We start from the raw sequence: 16,811 nt of genomic DNA, 5'->3' as shown, positions 1-16,811 counted from the left end.
TCCGTTCTTATGACCAACTTCTCCCGATACTTATTCCGTGCCGTCTGCCTGCTCCTTCTCTGGGGGTGCGCAACCACTGCAATGAGGGAGGTAGGGCAACCTATACCGAACCCCTCGGACGAACTGGAGCAAAACTTCATTAGCCCCCCCAATGAATCGAAGCCCCGTACCTGGTACCACGTCATGAGCGGCAACATGTCGAAGGCGGGCATTACCAAGGACCTTGAAAGTATGGCCGCGGTGGGCATCGGAGGCCTGCTGCTGTTCAATGTGACCCAGGGCATTCCGCTCGGCGACGTGGTGTACGACTCGCCGGAACACCACGACATGCTCGTTCACGCTGCCGCCGAAGCGGAAAGACTGAGCCTCAGTTTCGGTGTCCACAACTGCGACGGATGGTCGTCGAGTGGCGGACCGTGGGTCACTCCCGAGCTGTCGATGAAGATGGTCGTGCACCGCGATACGGTGGTGTCGGGCGGACAGCTAGATCTTCAACTCGCCCAGCCTACCATGCGTGAAGGATTCTACCGCGACATCGCCGTGATTGCCTATCCGGCCCTTGCTGCGGAAATCGACGACCGGCAAAATCCCGCTATGGTGACCGCCTCCGATCCTAGTCTGGACTTAGACCTGATTACCGATCACCGCATCGATGCGGAGTCGAAGGCGGCGGTACGGGACGATCAGAACCCCTGGATCGGCTTCACCTACGTCAGCCCCAAAAGCATCCGCTCGGTACGTGCCGTATTCACCGATCGCCACACCACCGCCGAACTACAGACTAGCGATGACGGCGTGCACTTTACTTCCGTCCGGGAACTGTACAAAGTCCGCACCGGCAAGGGAGAATGGGCGCTGAACGATCACTTCGCGCCGGTCACTTCACGGCATTTCCGGTTGCAGTTCAATCGGGAAGTGACCCTCCGGGAAGTAGAATTAACGGGCAACTATTACTACGACAATCCCCTTGGGCGCACCGCCATCGCACGCACGGAGGATACCGATCTCGGTCCCATTGGCAATCCCACACCGGATCAGATCGTCCGACCTGCCGACATCATTGATCTGTCGGCCGACTTGCGCGCCGACGGACGGCTCACCACTAACTTGCCACCCGGCGACTGGACCGTAATGCGCTTCGGCTACACCTCCACCGGGGCAGTCAACAGTCCCGCCTCGGAGGAGGGTAGGGGACTGGAGGTCGACAAGCTCAGTCGGCCGGCCTTTAGGGTGCATTACGACAATTTCGTGCGGGAAGTAATCGACGAGACCAAGTCCGTCGCTCCCAACGCCCTACAGTACATCGAGATCGACAGCTACGAGATGGGCGGTCAGAACTGGACCGACGGATTTACCGACGGCTTCCGGAAACGCTTCGGCTACGATCTGCTGGAGTATTTACCGCTACTCGCCGGCCGCTTTGTCGGCGATGCAGAAACGACGGAGGCGGTGCTGGGTGATTACCGCCGGCAGATTTCGGACCTCATGACCGAGAATTACTTCGGCTACTTCGGCGAGCTCTGTGCCGCGGACGGCCTCAAAAGTTACATCGAGCCCTACGGCTTCGGTCCGCTCAACGACCTCGACGTAGGGGGGAAAGCCGACATCCCCATGGGGGAATTCTGGATGAACCGGCCCATCACCATGGTAGCCTCGGCCGTCTCCGCGGCTCACATCTACGGCAAGCCCGTGATCTCGGCCGAATCCTTCACCTCCACTCCCGAGATCAACTGGAAGGGCAATCCCGCCATGGCCAAGACCTCCGGCGACCTGGGCTGGAGCATGGGCATCAACGAGTTCATGTTTCACCGCTTCGTGCACCAGTCGAACACTCACGTGGAGCCCGGACTGACCATGAACCGCTGGGGCTTCCACTTCGACCGCACCCAGACCTGGTGGGAAAATGCCGGGGCCGACTGGTTCCGCTACATCGCCCGCGGATCGTACCTGCTGCGGCAGGGGGTGCCGGTAAGCGACCTGCTGGTGTTCGTGGGTGATGCGGCCCCGAGTTCGACCTTTAAGCGGACGGACTTCGAACCCGCTATCCCGCTTAGTCTCAACTACGACTGCGTCAATGCCGACGTACTCCTGCACCGGATCACCATCAGCGACGGTAAACTGCGTCTGCCCGAGGGCACGGAGTACCGCATGCTCGCCCTCAAAAACAGTGACAGGCTCACGCTGGAGAGTCTCCGCCGCATCTATTCTATCGCTTCGGCGGGCGTGCCGGTCTACGGAACCGTACCCACGGACCTGCTAAGACATGCCCACTCACCCCCCGCGCGAACCGAGTTTTCCCGCCTGGCAGAGTCTCTGACCCCCTTACTGCGACCGTTTGACGACTGGGTACAGGATGTGCCCGATGCCACCTTTGCCGGGCGTGACGACATCCACTACACCCATCGCCGCACGGAACGAGAGGACATCTACTTTTTCTTTAATCCCGACAGCACGGCCACCAGTTTCACGGCTACCTTCCGGGTCGGCGACCGAATCCCCGAACGCTGGAACCCGCTGGACGGCAGCACGCAACGCCTGGGGCGGTACACGCAGGAGCGGGGAATTACCGAAATGAGCCTGCCTCTTCTGGCCGGGGAGTCGGTGTTTGTCGTGTTCCGTGAGCCAAGTTCGTCTGCTTTGACCGTACAGCCCGGCACCCGCGACCCCGCCCTGGAACAACTGCGCTACCGGATGACCGAGGAAAACGATCTCCGGGTGACCCTGGATCGGAACGGTACCTACCGCCACCCCTTGTCCGATGGAAGTATCGTGGAGACTAAGGTTGCCGATCTCCCACATCCGCGTGGGATCACGGGAAGCTGGGAAGTGAAATTTCGGGAGGAAGACGGCTACGGTGAGCAAGTTTCTTTCGAAGAACTGACGGACTGGAAGGACCACCCGTACGAGGCTGTTCGCTACTACTCCGGTACGGCTACCTACACGAAAACCGTCACGGTGCCGGAAGCGCACCTGCGTCCGGACGGCCGAGTAATGCTCGATCTAGGAGAGGTGCGAAACGTAGCGGAAGTCACCCTCAATGGTCACTCACTCGGCGTAAGTTGGATGCCCCCCTTCCTAGTTGACGTGACGGATCACCTGGTCGCCGGCGACAATCGACTGAACATTGCGGTCACGAACCTCTGGACCAACCGACTCATCGGCGACGAACGTTTTCCGGCGAACGACGGCGGCTACGCCCTGGAAGGACAGCGACCTACCTCCAAGATGCCCGAGTGGTTTCGGAGCAATGAGCCCCGGCCCGCGGGGGAGCGGACCACTTTCACCACCGGCCAGTTTTACGATGCCGACGATCCCCTGGAGCCTTCCGGTTTGCTGGGCCCCGTCCGCCTGGTTTTCGCGCGGGACGTGGCGATTTTACCCCAATCCAACGAAAAATGAAACTACTGACTTTACTGATCCTGGCGCTCGGTGGCAGCCTGCTGGCCCAGACGCCCGCCTACCAAAATTCTGACCTGCCCATCGACGAGCGCGTCGACGACTTGCTGGCCCGTATGACGGTAGCGGAAAAGGTGGCCCAGATGCGCATCTTCCACGCCAACCAGGGGGTGGAGGGGGATGTATCGGGGAGATTGACCCTGAGCGAAAACGTAAAGGCGCGTCTGGAACACGGCATCGCCGGCATTAAGAACCCGGGGGAGCACCTGAGTCCCGTGGCCGCCGCGCAGGTGAACAACGCCCTGCAGCGGTACATCATCGAGCACAACCGGCTGGGCATTCCGGCCCTCTTCGTGACCGAAAGCTACAATGGCGTCGATGCGGCGGGGTCTACCGTTTTCGGTCGACCGATCACCTCGGCCGCTTCCTTTAATCCGGAACTCGTGCAGCGGCAGTGGGACGTAGTGGGCCGCGAAGCCCGGTTACGGGGCATGCACATGTGCCACTCACCCGAGGCCGACCTGGTGCGCGACCCCCGCTTCGGCCGCATGAGCGAAGCTTTCGGGGAGGATACCTATCTGGTTACCCGGATGGTGGTCAGCGCGATCACCGGTGTACAGGGCGATTACGACGGCCTCGGAAACGGTACCCACATCGGGGCCGTGGCGAAACACTTCGCGGGTTACGGGCAGGTGCTGGGCGGGACCAATTTTGCCGCCATCGAGATCAGCGAACGTACCCTGGCCGACGAGATTTTTCCGCCCTTCAAAGCCGCCGTGAAGGAGGCCAGAACCCTGGGCATCATGGCCAGTCACGGCGACCTCAACGGGGTGGCCAGTCACGCCAATCCCTGGTTGTTGACCGAGGTGCTGCGCGAGCAGTGGGGCTTCGCAGGCTATACGGTCTCCGACGCCAACGACATCGGCCGGCTGCACTACTTTATGAAGGTAGCCGAAACACCGGAAGCCGCCGCGCGCATGGCACTACAGGCCGGCATGGACGTCGATCTTTATGCCGACGATGCCTATGCGCTGCTGCCCGCAATGGTGGGCCGAGATTCCACTTTAATCGAAGACATTGATCGGGCGGCCGGTCACGTGCTGCGCACGAAATTTATTCTTGGCCTCTTTGACGACCCCTACGTCGACGTGGCGGAAACCGAGGCCGGGGTACGGGCGGAATCTTCGCTCCAACTGGCCCGGGAATCGGATGCGGAGTCCATCATCCTGCTCAAAAATGTGGGCGGTACGTTGCCGCTGCGGCGGTCTGGCCAGCGGATAGCCCTGCTAGGACCACTGGTACGCGAAAACACGGAAGCCTCCTTCCGTGCCGTAGCGGGGGAGGGCCTAAGCTTCATCAGCGACCGGGGTTTCGAGCTGACCGACGGCAACCGGAGCATCCCGCAGCTCAACGACGATACGGCCGACGGGGTAGACCGATTGGTGGAGCAAGCGAAGGAAGCGGACGTCGTGGTCCTCTTTCTAGGTGGTGATGAATACACCGCCAAGGAGGGCTTCTTCAACGGGGCACTGGGCGACCGCGAATCGATCGACCCACTCGGGCCGCAGGACGAACTGGTCCGAAGAGTTAAAGAACTTGGCAAGCCGGTCATCGTAGCCCTGCTGCACCGTCGGACGCTTTCCATTAACACGATTGCCGAGCGGGCCGACGCCATCCTTGACGGCTGGGACCTGAGCGAATTCCGCGACGAATCGCTGGCCCGGGCCATCTTCGGGGAGATCAATCCTTCCGGAAAATTGCCGGTTACCGTTCCCCGCTCCATCGGCCAACTGCCGTTTCACTACAGCGGTAAGGAGATCAATAATAAGAAGGGCTACCTGTTTACGGAGAACGGGCCGCTGTATCCCTTTGGACACGGTCTGAGTTACACCACCTTCGCCTACGACGACCTGCGGGTGTCGGATTCCACAATGACCGCCGACGGTCAGCTCACCGTGTCGGTACGGGTGACCAACACCGGCGACCGGGCCGGCAAGGAGGTCGTGCAACTGTACCTCAAGGACCTCATCGGTTCGGTCACCCGGCCGGATATGGAATTAAAGGGCTTTCAAAAAATCGCCCTCGAACCCGGAGAAGCCCGGAGGGTGACCTTCAACATCACGCCGGAGATGCTGGAGTTTACCCGGCTGGACGGGAAGCGGGGGCTGGAAAGCGGCGATTACGAGGTGCGCGTCGGTACTTCTTCCACGCAGTACGTAACCACTAATTTCAAACTACGGGCGGAATGAATTACAGACTCGCTACTCTTTTGCTTTTCTTCCTGCCCCTCGTGGGTTGGGCCCAGCGACCCATGATCTGGGTACGAGCGGACGAGCGGACGGAGATCCTGCAACGCATTCAGGAATACCCCCAGGTAGGCGCCTACTACGAAAGCTTTCAGCAACGGGTAGCCGGTGATCTCGCACGGCACGCCGCGGACCCCGCCGCCTACCTACTTGCACTGCCTTTTGACCTCAACGCCCGGACACCCGGAGCAATACCACCACTGAAAACCTACCTTTCCTTTCAGGGGAAGGATAACGAGGAGCAGGATGTAATGCAGCACTATCTCCACACGGGCATCGACTGCGCCATGCTGTACTGGCTCACCCGGGAAGAAAAGTACGCCCGCTACGCCGCCGATGTTCTACACACCTTTGTAGGGGGGCTCTTGCCACTGACTCCTGGCATCGACCACCACAACGCAGGGTGGATCTACTCCGAGGACCACCTGCGCGAGGCCCGCGAGATTGGGGCACAATTGCCCATCATCTACGACTTCATCCACGACTATCTGGTGGAGAACGGAACCGTTTTTGACCTGGGCACCGGCTCAGCCGCGATGTTCAACCGGGAGGGCGCGCAACACGTCTTTCGCACCTACGCTAAACTGGCCGTCGAACAGGGCATCATCAACTGCAACTGGCCCATCCTCGAAATGCCCAGCTTGCTGCACAATACCCTGGCCCTCGACGATCCGGCCGAACGGGCCGAATGGCTGAAGTACGTCACGGAAACCAGCACGGATCACCAGGATGCGTTTCCGAAGATTGCCGAACTCTACGAGAACTACGGGGGCACCTGGCCGGAAAGCTTCGGGTACGCCCAGCATGTGAGCCAGAACCTGACGTACATCCTAACGGTACTCAAGCATTACGATCCAAGCAGTCAATTTTTAAATCGTTATCCCGCCTTCGTGGCCGCCCTGCCGCAGGCCCGCTACTTTACCTACCCCGATGGAAAGCAGACCATCCTCTTCGGCGACGGCCACCGCCCCTACCACCCGCTGCGGGACGGACTGGAGATGGCCTTCCACCTCGCTGGTTTGTCTGAGAACCTTGGCCTGCGGGAAGAAGTCGGTGCACTGTTGGCCTACGAAAAGGAGGAAGCCGGTTACCGGAGATTCCAGCTTCCCGAGCGGGACTTCGGTGCCAGCGTTTACCGCGAGCCACTTACTATGCTGTGGTACGAGCCGGAAGTAGATGCCCCCGTCGGAAACTACCCACTGCCCGTAACCGACGAGCTGCCCTTCGCGGGCATCACCCTACAACGCAACCTAAGCGCGACCGGTGACCCCCGGGATGCTTTCATGTACTTCGTGGGCGGGGCGGGCTTCGTGCACGGTCACGCCAGCGGCATGAACATGGAAGTGTACGGAAAGGGGGAGGTGCTCGGGGCCAAGTCGGGCCGCTCGCAGTACCGCACCGACATCCACGAGAACTACTACCGCCTATTCGCCAGCCACAATACGGTAGTCGTGAACGGTGCCTCCCAGGGCGATGGCGGCTGGGTAAATCTGGGTATTGAGACCGTCCAGCGGGAGGCGGCAGAGCCCGCGCCTAAGATGGCTGCCCTGACGGATCGGTACGCCTTCAGTACGAGCAGCTTTCAGGATAATCGCGGCTCCGGCGACCCCGCCCGTCAGCAACGCACAATGGCGATCGTTCGCACTACGGACACCACCGGGTACTACGTGGATGTCTACCGGTCGCGAACCGAATCGCCGGAACAGTACCACGACTACATCTACCACAATATCGGAGATGACCTTCGCCTGAGCGACGGCACCACCGGCGCGGACCTTCGTACTAAGAAAGATCCGAACCGTTTTGCCGCTTCCGCTCACAAGTTCTACAAGAGCAATCGCTCCTTCCGCGATCCGGGATGGCACTTCTTCGATAAGGTGAGGACCGCCGCCGAATACTCCGACAACGTAGCGGCCACTTTCGAAGCTAAGTCTTTACACACTGAATCCGTCCGCATGCGCGTACACCTGCCGGGCGGGGAGGACCGGTCGTACACTTCGGCAATGGCCCCCCCATCCACCGAAAGCCCCGCTCCCTATGACAAACTGCCGACCCCGACCCTGGTGGTCCGTAAGCAGGGAGAAGCATGGGACGACCCCTTCGTCGCCGTCCTTGAACCCGGCGAGGGTCAGGCTCCATCCGCGCTCTCCGTGCAGCGGATCGGGGAGACGTGCTGCGGTATCGAAGTAAGTACCGGTCCCGAAGCGGATTATCGAAGACAGTACATTCTGGCCCTCGACGATACAAACGCGCGCTACGTCAACGCCGACTACGCCATTGGTTTTCGGGGAAGGTTTGCCCTGCTTGATACAGATCGGGACGGACGGCTGCTCGGCCTCTACGTAGGCGAAGGGCAGGAGCTGTCCTACCAAACTTCGACACTCACCTTCGCGGACGGGGCCACCGGCGCGGCTTACGTTGACCTGAGCGGGGCAGAACCCGTCATTACCTCCCATTACCCCTTACAATTTAAACACGGTGGTACCACCACTGCTTACAAACCGAAAAAGTAGATCCCATGCGAATCAGTATAATTATAACCGGACTCTTACTTACCCTCCTCGTGAGCTGTCGCTCCGTACCCGAATTGAAGCCGGACGCAATCGAGAACAAAATGGTGGCCGCCCTGAAGTGGCAGGAAGCCAACCCGATCCAGGCCAAGGCCCCCACCGACTGGACGAACGGCGCATACTATACCGGCGTAGCGCGGGCCCACGACGCTACCGACAACGCCGTCTTTTTGCAGGCCCTGAAGGACATGGGCGAGCGCAACGCGTGGCAGACCTACGAAAGAACGTACCACGCCGACGACGTGGCCATCTCCTACGCCTACCTCTACCTCGACGAAAAACAACCGAACGTGGTCGACCTGGAACCCACGGAAGCCTTCCTGGACGCCCACCTCAATGCACCCCACGAGTGGCGGGCCGGCACCCGCAACGACGAGAAGACGATCCTCTGGTGGTGGTGCGACGCCCTGTTTATGGCCCCTCCGGTCATCGCCGAATACGCTACGCGCTATCCCGATAGTGATCGGGATGCCCTGCTGGATACCATGTACACCTACTACCGGGAGACCTACGATATGCTGTACGACCAGGACGAGCACCTCTTCGCCCGCGACGGCCGCTACCTGTGGACGGGATCTACCGATGACCGCAAGGAGGCCAACGGGAAGAAGATATTCTGGTCGCGCGGCAACGGTTGGGTGATGGGCGGACTGGCCCTCATCCTCGATGAGCTGCCCGCGGATTACGAACACCGTCCCTTCTTTCTCGACCTGTACCGCGAAATGGCCGCAAAGGTCAAGGCGATCCAACCGGAGGACGGACTGTGGCGCACCAGCCTGCTCTCGCCCGAGTCCTTCGATCACGGCGAGGTGAGCGGCAGTGGGTTTTACACCTTCGCCCTGGCCTGGGGCATCAACAACGGCATCCTCGACCGCGGGGAGTACCTACCGGTAGTAACGAAGGCCTGGAAGGGGCTTACCGAAGCTCAACAGGCCAGCGGCAAGGTCGGCTGGGTACAGGACATTGGCGCCGACCCCCAACCGGCAAGCGCCGACAGCTGGCAAAACTTCGGAACCGGAGCTTTTCTCCTGGCCGGCAGCGAAGTGCTCAAGTTAAAGCAGTGATGTGGAAAACTGCATACCTGCCGCTATTGCTCGCTTCGGTATTGGCCTGCTCCTGCGCTCCGCCGCCCCGAACGTCTGCTGTAGTAAAAACGGAAGTTACGCTGACCAACTATCCGGGTGACCGATTGGTAGCGATCAAGGAGGCATACCGGAAGGGGGAGCCGGTCACTACCGCCGCGTTGGAAGCGACCCTCCGTCGGGCCGATGAAGAGCTGAACGGAGAGATCTACACCATCGTGCACAAGGAAGTCTTGCCGCCCAGCGGGAACCCCAACGACTACATCAGTTTGGGACCGTACTGGTGGCCCGATCCGGACCAGCCCGACGGACTGCCGTGGATCCGCCGGGACGGGGAGGTCAATCCCCTCACGCAGGGCGAACGCTCCGACAAAAGTCAGCAGAATGCCTTTGCGCGGGGCGTCTCGGCCCTGGCCTACGCCGCTTACTTTACCGATAAGGACGTCTACCGCCGGCGGGCTGAAACCCTGATCCGGGCTTTCCTCATCGATCCGAAAACGAAGATGAACCCCCACCTCGAGTACGCCCAGGGCATCCCCGGCAGAAACAGCGGTCGCTGCTTCGGCATCATCGAGCTGACCGACGTGGTCGGAATGGTGACCAGTCTGGAAGTGCTGGATCTGGCCGGACTCGACCCGGAAGTAAAGGCCGGCACGGACGAATGGTTGGCCGCCTATCTCCACTGGCTACAAACCAGCAAACTAGGTGTCGAGGAGAAGGAAAGGGAGAACAATCACGGTACTTGGTACGACGCGCAGGTCCTTTCCATGCTCATCCACCTTGGTCAGACGAAGGAAGCCGGACGGGTGGCGGAGACGGTAAAGCGCCGCATCGACACCCAGATCGAGCCCGACGGTGCCCAGCCCCACGAACTGGCCCGTACCAAATCCCTATCGTACAGCACGATGAACCTACGGGCCTTCACCACGCTGGCTTACCTAGCGGGCACCGTGGGCGTCGACCTGTGGAACTACTCTTCCCCGCGCGGCGGAAGCATACCGAAAGCCTATGCTTACCTCGAGCCCTACGCGAGGGGGGAAGTGGAGTGGACGCAGCCACAGTTAGGCGATCTGGCAACAGCTTTATACGGCACCCGGGAGTTGTTCGCGGAGGCGGGTAGCCTGTTCGGAGACAAAGAGTTCTGTGCGGTGCCCCGCCCGTCGTCCCCGGCTCCCGACCTTGACCGGCTGATCTACGCCTGCGAAACTGCCCCCCGATAATCCCAATTTGAACTACCCCACCAGAAATATGAAACCCCTTAGTTCACTACGTTTAGATCGCCGGCTCACCGCCATAGTGTTCCTCCTGCTCGGAACGCAGCTCAGCGCCCAGGAGCACCCGTCGCTGTTCTTTACCGTCGCTGAGCTTCCCGCCATTAAGGAAAACATTGCCAGCAGCGAATGGATGCGGGAGGCCTACGAAATCCTTATCGCGCAGGCCGACGAACAACTGGCGTACCCGCCCGAGCCATACGCCTACCGGGCCGATGATTTTCCGGGCTACGCCTTCGGTGGGGGTGGCGACTGGAAAAAGTCGGGCATCTTGGGTAGGATTTTGGAGAAACGGGTAGGCACCCTTGGCGTAGCGGGCTACCTGAGTGGCGACCACCGCTATTTTGACAAGGCCATTGAGGTCATGGTCGCCGCCGCGGAAGCCAGTGAGCCGGAGGAATGGTTCAGTCACCTGCAGCACGGCGACGCGGCCCGCGGGTACGCCATCGGCTACGACCTGTTGTACCCCCACATGGACGAGCGAGAGCGAAATATCGTGCGAGAGGAGTTAGAAAAAGTAGCGACCCTCCTCTACGATTACCGTGGCGTCTGGTCGCGGGCCGATCCGGCGGTCGAGTCTCAGAATCATACCGCCGTCCACTACGGTGCCCTGGGACTCTGCGCCCTGGCGGTGGGCGACAAACCGCAGTGGCAGGAAAAGGCGACGGACCGCATCCGCGCCTACGTAAACCGCTTCGTCGACAGCACGGGGTACGGCACCGAGGGGGTGGACTACACTAACTACGGATTACTGGGCGTGGTACCCTACGCCGTCGCCTTACAACGGGCTACCGGAGAGGACTTGGTGGGCGAACAGCCCGCGATGCCCCTGATCCCCGACCAGATGGTGTGGAAGATGCTGCCCTGGGGGAAGGAAGTCATTGCCATGAACGATAACCCTACGACGCTGGGCAGTTCCGCGGGCCTGATGTACCTCATTAGCCGGTACCGGCTGCGGGAAGCCCTGTGGGCGTGGTTGCAGATCGAGGGAGAGGCCGGGGGTGGTTTTTACGGCGGCGGACGACCGAGCCACCGCGGAGACAACCGTCCCTCCATCGGGGATGGCCTGTCGCTTCCCTTCGTTCTGCTGTGGGGCGATGCCGGTTTGGAGCCCCGTATGCCCAACGCCCGGTCGCACCATTTTTCCAGCGGGCGGGTGTTCATGCGTGACGGCTGGGGCGATTCCCTCGGCACGCAGGTGTCCTTTACCTCCGGCGTTGATTACCACCACGCCCACAATCACTCCGACGAGAACGCCTTCACCTTCAGTGCACTGGGGGAGGAGTTCGCCATCGACCCGGGACGCTTTCCCTGGAATACCCGTTCCCACAACACCGTTCTGGTGAACGGGATCGGCCAGATCCGTGGGTACGGCAGGGGGCGAATCCTCGAGTACGAGGAACGCGATAGCGCCGTGTACGTGAAGGGTGACGCACGGGAGGCTTTCGAGCGCGATTCAAGCTCGTTCGTCCTCAGTCAAGCGCAGCGGCAACTGCTCTACGTACCTGGCGAACAGCCGTATCTGTTGATTGTGGATGACCTCCAAACGGAGGATAAGTCAGTAAATGAATACACCTGGCTACTGCACACGGATACCAGTAATACACTAGAGATACTGCCGGAAAAACCCGGCGCCCGAATCGTCGGAGCAAGGCGTGGAGCCCTGTGTGACGTCGACGTACTGTGGCCGAAAACTCAGGGGACCGTCCGGGAAAGCGACTTAAGCGACGCCTACCTGCCCGGGGTAAAAAACATTAGCGATAGCGACCGTCGGCTAGCTAAGCACTTTAGGGAACTAAGCATCAAAACCTCGGCGGTAAATCCTCACTTCGTCACCCTGCTCACCGCACGTGAAAACGGCACCACGCCGCCCCGAGTCGCTACTGCAGGGAACGCCGACCGCCTGGAGGTCCGCCTTTCGTTCAGCAACGGACGGCAAGATACCCTGGTGGTCACTCCGGAAAACGTACGGCTTACGCGGACCACGTCCCGCTAGGTGTGCGCGGACCGTCGGCCCCGACCGCGCCGTCCGCTGGATTCGGACCTGGCCTTCCACCGTTCGCTCGGCACGAGGGCCTTGGGGTAATTGACGCCGATGCGCAGACCGAAGTCCGACTGCTCCGCGTCACCCAGTGTATCCGGCTGATGTACGGACTCCGGGGGCAGGCCTTCCAGTTCGGGACACCATAGTTTGACGTAGGCTCCCTCCGGATCGTAGCGCTCGGCCTGGCTCAGAATGTTGAAGTAGCGGTTCTCCCGCGGATCGGTACCTACGCCGGCGACGTAGTTCCAGTTGCACCAGTTGCTGGTGACGTCGTAGTCGATCAGGATGTGCTCGAAGTATTCGGCGCCCATTCGCCAGTCGATGTTGAGATCCTTGACGAGGTAGCTGGCTACGTTTTGTCGTCCGCGGTTGCTCATGAAACCGGTGCGGGCGATCTCGCGCATATTGGCGTCGATGAAGGGGGTGCCCGTCTGTCCGTCGATCCAGCGTTGCAGCAGGGCGGTATCCTTTTTCCACTCCGGATGATCGGTGTTCTCCGAAAAGCCGTGTTTGTGGAAGATGCGGTCGCCGTGCTTCTTGCCCATCAGACGGAAGAAATCGCGCCACAGCAATTCGTAGATCACCCAGTAGGTGCTTTCGTTCGCGCCGTTCTTGGCCTCGTAGGCCCTGATCTCGGCGTAGATCCGTTTCGGACTGAGGCAACCCTGGGCCAGCCAGGCGGAGAACTTGGTGCTGAAGTCGCTGCCGATCAGCCCATTGCGGGTTTCCTTATAGGTAGCGATCGCGTGACTGTCGAAGAGATAGTACGCCAGGCGATCAAAACCGGCGTCTTCCCCACCGTGCCACGTGATGGCCGCACGTTCGTCGCTGGGCGGCGGCATGATGCCCAAGTCCGCCAGTTCGGGAATCTCGCCCGCCTCAATGCCGGCTCCCCTCACCATCGGGATGGTGCCGGGCGTCGGCAGGGGGTCACGCACGGGCGTCAGCCGCTCGGTCTCCTTGCGGAATTGGGTAAAACCATCCGGGGTCTGGGTAATGGGGAAGGGGAGATCAGAGGTGTAGTAGAGCAGCTTACCCCGCGAGTAGTAGACTTCCCGGCCGATCGCCCATAGGTTTTGCTCCACGGCGTTCTGCACGCGCAGTTCTTCGGAGGTCCGCTCGCGATTGCAGAATACCCAACTTCCCTGGCACTGTTTGGAAAGCTCCGGCAGGATGTCCTCCGGGTGGCCGACGCGAACGATCAGGTCACTGCCCCGTGCACGCAGGTTCTGGCGCAGGTTGGCCATGCTTTCCAGAATGAAGCGGGCGCGGTGGGGACCGATCTTAGACAGGCCGGTCAGCGGCAGGGTACCCTGCCAGTCGCGGGGGTCGATGATGTACACCGGCAACACCTCGTCGCCGTGCTTCATGGCGTCCGTCAGGGCTTCGTTGTCGTGGAGCCGCAGGTCTCTTCTGAACCATACAATCGCCGCTCGCTTACTCATTTTCCGTCGTATTTATTGCTGTTAAACTAACCCCAGGGGGTGGGGATGGTTGCGGAACCAGAGGGCTCATTTGCCGGCTTTACAAGCAGCTGATAATTGCCGGGGGGCGGGTGCGCAGGAGCCGGGTAGATCCGGAAAAAGCGGACCCGTCAGGCGGTCTGCACCCGCGTGCCCGCCCAAACGAGGTACGTCACGTTGGATTTCGTGCGAGGGTAGCCGGATTAACTCCGTTCGCCTTCCTGCACGGGCAGCTCCTCCGCGGAGGGCGTGGATTCGTGGGTCGGCTCCGCGGGGCTCATTTCCAGACGGGTCTTCGGCAGGTGCTCGGGATAGGTCTGCTGAATCCAGCCGATGAGGTGTTCGCGGATCGCGCAGCGGAGGTTGAAGGTCTGCCCCGAATCCGCCGCGCTGGCGAGAATGCGGATGGTCATCACGTCAGCGTTGTTATCGGTGACGGCGACTCCGAAGACCTGCTTATCCCACAGCTCCTGGGTTTCGACGAAGCGTTGGGCTTCCTCCCGCAGTTTGGCTACCGGGAAGGTGTAGTCGACGTACATGAATACGCTGCCGATCAACTGGGTGGTGCTCCTGGTCCAGTTCTGGAAGGAGTTATCGATGAAGTTATTGAGGGGCACGATCAGCCGGCGCTGGTCCCACAGCTTCAGGGTGACGTAGGTGAGGGTGATCTCTTCCACCCGTCCGAACTCTCCGTCTACGATCAGGGCATCGTCGATACGAATGGGCTGGGTGAAGGCGATCTGGAAGCCCGCCAGCAGGTTGGCGATTGATTTTTGCGCCGCGAAACCGATGATGATACCACCGACGCCGGCCGAGGTAAGCAAACCGGTGCCGATGCTGCGCACCGCTTCGAATTGCAGTAAAATAAAGGCTACCGTGACGATAAAAATTACGATCCCTACGATCCGCTGAATGTACTGAAGCTGGGTAAGGATCTTGCGCTCCTGCAGGTTGTTGCTGTTGTCGATACTGTACCGGTGCCGTACCGTATCGGCGGCTACGTTGACCACCCGGACCAGCAGGATGGCGCCAAAAATATACAGGATGGTGCGGGCGATCCGGATCCCGGGCATCAGGTACCAGGGGTTTTCGGCTACTCCGTCGGAGGTCATCTGTTGCAGACCGGTCCAGGAAAGTACGATCAGGATAAAGGACAGGACCCAGTAGAAATCATTCCGGCCGGTCTTGCAGATCGCTTCCAGGGTATAGCTCTCGGTCCGGCGCGCCGCCCGGCGGATGATTCCGAACAGGATGAGCGTAATGACGGCGGAGATAAGGAGGGAGGCACCGAAGAGGGCCGCCATCTGGACGTACAGTGGGGTGCCGGCGATTAAGTCCGTAAATTGGTTCATACGCGAATAGAGGCTACATCAAAATCGGGTAACGGGTAAGGGCCCGGTGGGTTCGCTTAGTCCGTTTCCTCTTTTGGGAGGACGTGGAGGTGGACGACCTCGATTCTGGTGTTGCTTACCTCCAGCATCCGGAAGTTGAAGCCCTCCAGTTCCAGGCTCTCATCCTGTTCGGGCACCCGCTCGGCGGTGGTGACGATGAAGCCGGACAGCGTCTGGTACTCCCCCTCGGGTAGGCCCAGCGCGTACTTTTCGTTCAGGTAGCTGATTTCCAGGCGACCGCTAAACTTGTAGTAGCCGTTGCCTTCGTCTACCTCTACGTAATCGTCTTCGTCGTATTCGTCCTCGATCTCACCGAAAATCTCTTCCAGTAAGTCCTCCATGGTCACGACTCCCGCAATGCCGCCGAACTCGTCAACGACGCACGCGATGCTGAGCTGGTCCTTTACGGCCCGGTCGAGAATGTCCGCCACGCGAGCTACCTCCGGAATGAAGGTGAGTTCGAGGATGCACTGACGGATGGTCTCGGGGAACTCCAGCAGTTGTTGGTGGTGGACGTAGCCGAGCACATTGTCCATATCACCGTCGACAATGATGAGGCGGCTCAGGTGGGTATCGATGAACTTTTGCTCCAGCTCGTCGACCGTGGCGGAGACGTCGATGCTTTCGATCTCGGTACGCGGCACCATACAGTCGCGTAGGCGCACGTCGCCCAGGTTCAGGGCGTTGCCGAAGAGTTTGGTGTCGATGGCCGCTTCCTGCTCTTCGGAAGTCTGGCTGCGGTTAATGAAATTTTCGAGGTCCAGGCGGGTGAGCACGGTATCGAGCTCCTCGCTGGGCCGTTTGAAGAACAGGCGCAGGAGCCAGTCGCTGGTGGTGGTCATCACTACGCTGGGTAGCCACAGCAGGGCCTGCAAAAACCGCAGGGGCAGGGCCCAAAAGTAGAGGGCGTTGTCGGAATACATCCGGAATACCGTTTTGGGAACGTACTCTCCGAAGATCAGTACGATGATGGTGATCACCAGGGTGTTGAGGAGTAGGACCACGATCTCCGTATCGATGCCGAGGTAGGTATTGACCAGCAGGGTCAGGGGGACGGTCATGAGCGAGGTGAAGGCAACCAGGGCGATGTTGTTGCCCACCAGCATGGTGCTCAGAAACTGGGCCGGCCGCTCGAACCACCGCGTGAGGATGCGGCTCCGGGTGTTGTTGCGCTTCTTCTTAAGCTCGACCCGCAGCTTGTTGGCCGATACGTAGGCGATCTCCGAACCACTAAAGAGGGCGGACAGCAGGAGACAGGTAATGATGGCAAACGCCAGGCTCATGGGGT

General features: G+C 60.4%; 9 protein-coding genes. 6 read left to right on the top strand and 3 right to left on the bottom strand.

The features are described from left to right. Positions 1-9 precede the first annotated feature (9 nt). From GGR28_RS09235 to GGR28_RS09210, 6 genes are read left to right on the top strand one after another with little or no spacing between them, the layout of a single operon-like run. Positions 10-3,399, top strand: a complete 3,390-nt coding sequence (locus GGR28_RS09235; protein WP_183495497.1) for a glycosyl hydrolase — start codon at positions 10-12, stop codon at positions 3,397-3,399. Beyond that, on the top strand, positions 3,396-5,645 hold the full coding sequence (locus tag GGR28_RS09230) for a glycoside hydrolase family 3 N-terminal domain-containing protein (protein ID WP_183495496.1): 2,250 nt from the start codon (positions 3,396-3,398) through the stop codon (positions 5,643-5,645). The genes GGR28_RS09235 and GGR28_RS09230 overlap by 4 nt, the downstream gene beginning before the upstream one ends. Then, on the top strand, positions 5,642-8,215 hold the full coding sequence (locus GGR28_RS09225; RefSeq protein WP_183495495.1) for a heparinase II/III domain-containing protein: 2,574 nt from the start codon (positions 5,642-5,644) through the stop codon (positions 8,213-8,215). Before GGR28_RS09230 ends, GGR28_RS09225 begins: the two co-directional genes overlap by 4 nt. A gap of 5 nt (positions 8,216-8,220) precedes the next feature. Beyond that, positions 8,221-9,336: a glycoside hydrolase family 88/105 protein gene (locus GGR28_RS09220; protein WP_183495494.1), complete on the top strand. Its 1,116-nt coding sequence runs from the start codon at positions 8,221-8,223 to the stop codon at positions 9,334-9,336. Continuing rightward, the gene (locus GGR28_RS09215; RefSeq protein ID WP_183495493.1) at positions 9,336-10,574 is read left to right on the top strand and encodes an alginate lyase family protein; all 1,239 of its coding nucleotides are present in this window, start codon (positions 9,336-9,338) and stop codon (positions 10,572-10,574) included. The genes GGR28_RS09220 and GGR28_RS09215 overlap by 1 nt, the downstream gene beginning before the upstream one ends. A gap of 28 nt (positions 10,575-10,602) precedes the next feature. Continuing rightward, on the top strand, positions 10,603-12,621 hold the full coding sequence (locus GGR28_RS09210) for a heparinase II/III domain-containing protein (protein ID WP_183495492.1): 2,019 nt from the start codon (positions 10,603-10,605) through the stop codon (positions 12,619-12,621). Here the strand turns inward: GGR28_RS09210 and GGR28_RS09205 are convergent. The 3 genes from GGR28_RS09205 to GGR28_RS09195 all read right to left on the bottom strand — a co-directional run bounded on the left by GGR28_RS09205 (position 12,618) and on the right by GGR28_RS09195 (position 16,806). Further along, positions 12,618-14,114: a DASH family cryptochrome gene (locus tag GGR28_RS09205; RefSeq protein WP_183495491.1), complete on the bottom strand. Its 1,497-nt coding sequence runs from the start codon at positions 14,112-14,114 to the stop codon at positions 12,618-12,620. The genes GGR28_RS09210 and GGR28_RS09205 overlap by 4 nt on opposite strands. A gap of 221 nt (positions 14,115-14,335) precedes the next feature. Further along, positions 14,336-15,484 (bottom strand): mechanosensitive ion channel family protein, encoded by a 1,149-nt coding sequence (locus tag GGR28_RS09200; protein WP_183495490.1) that lies wholly within the window; start codon positions 15,482-15,484, stop codon positions 14,336-14,338. A 56-nt stretch (positions 15,485-15,540) separates the two neighbouring features. Further along, positions 15,541-16,806: a hemolysin family protein gene (locus tag GGR28_RS09195; RefSeq protein ID WP_183495489.1), complete on the bottom strand. Its 1,266-nt coding sequence runs from the start codon at positions 16,804-16,806 to the stop codon at positions 15,541-15,543. Positions 16,807-16,811 lie beyond the last annotated feature (5 nt).

Origin of the sequence: Neolewinella aquimaris, assembly GCF_014197245.1 — a bacterium.
GTDB lineage: Bacteria > Bacteroidota > Bacteroidia > Chitinophagales > Saprospiraceae > Neolewinella > Neolewinella aquimaris.
Note: the sequence above shows the minus strand (reverse complement) of the source record. Positions and strands in the feature narration are given on the sequence as shown.

Coding starts and splice junctions, on each gene's coding strand:
- GGR28_RS09210 (WP_183495492.1), top strand. CDS start 10,603: ATGAAACCCCTTAGTTCACTACGTTTAGATCGCCGGCTCACCGCCATA.
- GGR28_RS09225 (WP_183495495.1), top strand. CDS start 5,642: ATGAATTACAGACTCGCTACTCTTTTGCTTTTCTTCCTGCCCCTCGTG.
- GGR28_RS09220 (WP_183495494.1), top strand. CDS start 8,221: ATGCGAATCAGTATAATTATAACCGGACTCTTACTTACCCTCCTCGTG.
- GGR28_RS09205 (WP_183495491.1), bottom strand. CDS start 14,114: ATGAGTAAGCGAGCGGCGATTGTATGGTTCAGAAGAGACCTGCGGCTC.
- GGR28_RS09200 (WP_183495490.1), bottom strand. CDS start 15,484: ATGAACCAATTTACGGACTTAATCGCCGGCACCCCACTGTACGTCCAG.
- GGR28_RS09195 (WP_183495489.1), bottom strand. CDS start 16,806: ATGAGCCTGGCGTTTGCCATCATTACCTGTCTCCTGCTGTCCGCCCTC.
- GGR28_RS09215 (WP_183495493.1), top strand. CDS start 9,336: ATGTGGAAAACTGCATACCTGCCGCTATTGCTCGCTTCGGTATTGGCC.
- GGR28_RS09235 (WP_183495497.1), top strand. CDS start 10: ATGACCAACTTCTCCCGATACTTATTCCGTGCCGTCTGCCTGCTCCTT.
- GGR28_RS09230 (WP_183495496.1), top strand. CDS start 3,396: ATGAAACTACTGACTTTACTGATCCTGGCGCTCGGTGGCAGCCTGCTG.